Here is a 2,639-nt window from a genome sequence, read left to right on the forward strand (position 1 = left end):
GCCGGTGCCGGTGGCCGCCGGGACGCCGTCCTCGCCGGGGAACCCGTCCTCGCGCGTGCCGGCCAGCCGCCTGGCCCAGGCGCCTATGCCGCCGCGCCGCCTGCCGGGGCCCTCGGGCAGCTCCGTGCCGCGCATGGGCGTGCCCTGCCGGCGGGATCCCGGCGCCCGGCTGTGCCCCTGCGGGCCGTCGTCCACCGTGCCGTGGACGTCGTCGCTGTCGGCGCGGTCGTGCGCGGGGCGCCCGCCGGTACCCGGCACCGGCGCGTACAGGGCGTCGCCGTACCGGGTGTCGGCGTCGGAGCGCGGAGTGCGCGGGTCGGGCACACGGGGTGTGACGGCGGGGCCGCCGTAACCGCCCTGGCCGCCCTGTCGGTACGCGTGGACCGTACGTCCGCCGGGGCCGCCGCCCACGCCGTACGCCCCGGTCTCCGGGCCGGACCGGGTGCCGGTGTGCGCCCCCGGCGCCGTCCCCGGCCCGGTCGCGCCGGAGCCCGCGTTCGCACCCGCGCCTTCGCTCCCGCCACCGTCGCCGCCCGCGCCGTCCCGGACCCCCGGGGTGATCCGCAGATGCCCCTCGCCGTCCGGCGTGACCGCCAGCGCCGGCATCCGGCCGCCCGAGGTGAGCCGCAGCGCGGACTCGCCCAGCCGCAGCAGGGCGCCCGCCGGGAGCGGGACCGCGCGGGAACCGACCCGGACGCCTTCGAGGGTCGTGCCGTTCGTGGAATGCAGGTCCGCCACCGAGACGTGGCCGTCGTCGGCCACGGTCACCGAGCAGTGCAGCCGCGAGACGTCCGGATCGTCGAGCGGTACGTCGGCGTCGGCCGAGCGGCCGATCCTGACCTGTCCGCCGTGCAGCAGATGGACCCCGCCCGCGTCAGGACCCGCGACCACGTGGAGCTGGGCGGGGACGTCGTCGGTGGGCGCCTCGTCCTCGCCGGGGACCTGGAGCGACAGCACGGCGCCGTCCACCAGCGGGGGCTCGCCCAGGGTGCGGCGCTGCGCGTCCAGCCGCTCCCGGCCCGCGTACAGCACGACGGCGCCCGAGACGTCGGGTCCGGCGACGGCCGTGGCCAGGGCGGAGGCGACGGTGGCGAGCGCCGTCCCCGCCGGGGCGGTGACGAGCACGTCGCACGCGCGCCCCGCGGGATGGCCGCTGCGCGGCGCGAGGACGGTCAGCCGGATCTGCATCGCCGTCAGCGGTCCCTTCTGCGCGGGGTGCCCGGCAGGGGTGCTGCCCTGTGTGAATCCCCCCACCCGGCACCGACACATCGTCCGGTACAGGTCGGCACGGACGGTGAGCGAACGACCCCACACATCGAGTGCTGGGTGGCATCTTCGCACCTGCCACCGACAACACGCCCACGGACCGTGGGTAAGTGATCTTGAATGGTCGGCTGTGCGTGCAAAAGTGCATGGTTGCGAACGGGTTGGGATCATCCATGGACCTCGCGGGTACACGTGAGTGGCAACCATCCGTGGGAGGCTCGCGTCTTCCTGTCGAACATGACGGCGACGGGAACCCGCCCGCGGCCTTTAAAGTGGGTCGGACACCCGGGTGGGCCCGGGGGCCATGCAAGGACCACCAGCAGCAGGGAGCGCATGACGTGCGGCCGGTAGGCAGCAAGTACCTCCTGGAGGAGCCCATCGGGCGCGGCGCCACGGGCACCGTCTGGCGCGCCCGTCAGCGGGAGACCGCCGGTGCCGAGGCGGCCGTGGCCGGTCAGCCCGGGGAGACCGTCGCGATCAAGGTCCTCAAGGAGGAGCTGGCGAACGACGCGGACGTGGTGATGCGCTTCCTCAGGGAGCGCTCCGTCCTGCTCCGGCTGACCCACGCCAACATCGTGCGGACCCGCGACCTGGTCGTCGAGGGTGATCTCCTCGCCCTGGTCATGGATCTGGTCGAGGGCCCCGACCTGCACCACTACCTGCGGCAGAACGGCCCCTTCAGCCCGGTCGCCGCCTCGCTGCTCACCGCCCAGATCGCGGACGCGCTGGCCGCGAGCCACGCCGACGGCGTCGTGCACCGCGACCTGAAGCCCGCCAACGTCCTTCTGAAGGACGACGGCGACCAGCTGCACCCGATGCTGACCGACTTCGGCATCGCCCGGCTCGCCGACTCCCCGGGGCTGACCCGGACGCACGAGTTCGTCGGCACGCCCGCGTACGTGGCGCCGGAGTCCGCCGAGGGCCGCCCGCAGACCTCCGCCGTCGACGTCTACGGCGCGGGCATCCTGCTGTACGAGCTGGTCACCGGCCGTCCGCCGTTCGCGGGCGGCACGGCCCTCGAAGTGCTCCACCGGCACCTCAGCGAGGAGCCCCGCAGGCCGTCGAACGTCCCCGAACCGCTGTGGACGGTGATAGAGCGCTGCCTCCGTAAGGAGCCGGACGAGCGGCCCAGCGCCGTCAATCTCGCCCGCGCCCTGCGCACCGTCGCCTCCGGCATCGGCGCGCGCGCGAACTCCGCACAGATCAACGCCGCGATGGGCGTGGGCGCCCTGCTGGCGCCCGATCCGTCGCCCACCACGGTGCCCGGTGAGCCCGGCGCCGCCGACCCGACCCAGGTGCTGCCGAGCAACGCGGGTTCGTACGACCCGGCCGCCGCGACCAGCGTGCTGCCGACGAACGCACCGGGCGCGTCC

At 75.1% G+C, this 2,639-nt stretch carries 2 protein-coding genes; one reads left to right on the forward strand and one right to left on the reverse strand.

Features of this window, described 5'->3' with window-relative positions; all coding sequences use genetic code 11:
• Positions 1 to 1,254 (reverse strand): FHA domain-containing protein (locus GXP76_RS35075; protein WP_308354296.1); only part of this gene is annotated, 1,254 nt, incomplete at its 3' end.
• A gap of 350 nt (positions 1,255 to 1,604) precedes the next feature.
• Between GXP76_RS35075 and GXP76_RS35080 the strand changes: the two genes are divergently transcribed.
• A partial coding sequence (locus GXP76_RS35080) for a serine/threonine-protein kinase (RefSeq protein ID WP_242575658.1) occupies positions 1,605 to 2,639 on the forward strand: 1,035 nt, incomplete at its 3' end.

This window comes from Streptomyces sp. NP-1717 (assembly GCF_022695985.1).
Classification (GTDB): domain Bacteria; phylum Actinomycetota; class Actinomycetes; order Streptomycetales; family Streptomycetaceae; genus Streptomyces.